General features: G+C 70.5%; 1 protein-coding gene. It reads left to right on the forward strand.

Annotated elements, in window-relative coordinates; all coding sequences use genetic code 11:
• The coding region (locus tag G7A99_RS25645) for a hydantoinase B/oxoprolinase family protein (RefSeq protein ID WP_240466328.1) at positions 1-1,375 on the forward strand (1,375 nt) is incomplete at both ends.

The following is a 1,375-nucleotide window of genomic DNA, read 5'->3' on the forward strand; positions in this document are numbered from 1 at the left end:
GAGGCCCTGGCCACGGTGACCACCCACATGGCCGGCGAGGACCACGAGACCCCGGTCCACGACCGCGAGGCCCTGCTGCCGGGGGACCGCATCGCCGGTCCCGCGGTCATCCGCGACCCGGTCTCCACCATCGTGGTCGAGCCGGGCTGGGCGATCACCGTCTCGCCGCGCAACCACGTGGTCATGGAACGCGTGGAGGCCCGGCCGCAGCGGGTGGCCGTGGGCACCGACGTGGACCCGGTGATGCTCGAGGTCTTCAACAACCTGTTCATGTCCGTCGCCGAGCAGATGGGCGTGACCCTGCGCAAGACCGCCTACTCCGCCAACATCAAGGAGCGGCTGGACTTCTCCTGCGCGGTCTTCGACCCGGAGGCGAACCTGGTCGCCAACGCCCCCCACGTGCCCGTGCACCTGGGCTCCATGGGCGAGAGCGTGCGCGCCATCGTCGATCGCCGCCGCGAGAGCATGCGCCCCGGCGACGTGTTCATGCTGAACGATCCCTACCACGGCGGCACCCACCTGCCCGACATCACCGTGGTCACCCCGGTATTCGACGACGCCGGCGCGCGGGTGCTGTTCTACATCGCCTCCCGTGCCCATCACGCCGACGTCGGCGGCATCACCCCCGGGTCCATGCCGCCGGACAGCCGTCGCATCGACGAGGAGGGGGTGCTCATCGACAACTTCCACCTCGTCGACGCCGGCAGCTTCCGTGAGGCGGCCGTGCGCGAGCTGCTCACCGGCGGCGACCATCCGGTCCGCGACGTCGAGCAGAACCTCAACGACCTGCGCGCGCAGATCGCCGCCAACGAGAAGGGCGCCCGGGAGCTGCGGGGCATGATCGCGCAGTTCGGCCTGGAGGTCGTGCACGCCTACATGCACCACGTCCAGGACAACGCCGAGGAGCAGGTGCGCCGGGTGATCGACGTGCTCGAGGACTGCCGCTACGAGCTACCCATGGACAACGGCACTGCCGTGCGCGTGGCGGTGACCGTCGACCGCACCGCTCGTACCGCGCGGGTGGACTTCACCGGCACCGACGACGCCCAGGCGAGCAACTTCAACGCCCCGGTGGCGGTGACGCGGGCCGCCGTGCTCTACGTCCTGCGCACCCTGGTCGCCGACGACATCCCGCTCAACGACGGCTGCCTCAAGCCCGTGGAGCTGGTCATCCCGGAGGGCAGCCTGCTCAATCCGCGCTTCCCCGCCGCAGTGGTCGCCGGCAACGTCGAGGTCAGCCAGGTGGTGACCAACGCCCTCTACCTGGCACTGGGCCGCCAGGCCGCCGCCCAGGGCACCATGAACAACCTGACCTTCGGCAACGACCGCTACCAGCACTACGAAACCCTGTGCGGCGGTACCGGCGCGGGCCCGG

Source organism: Arhodomonas sp. KWT (assembly GCF_010993615.1).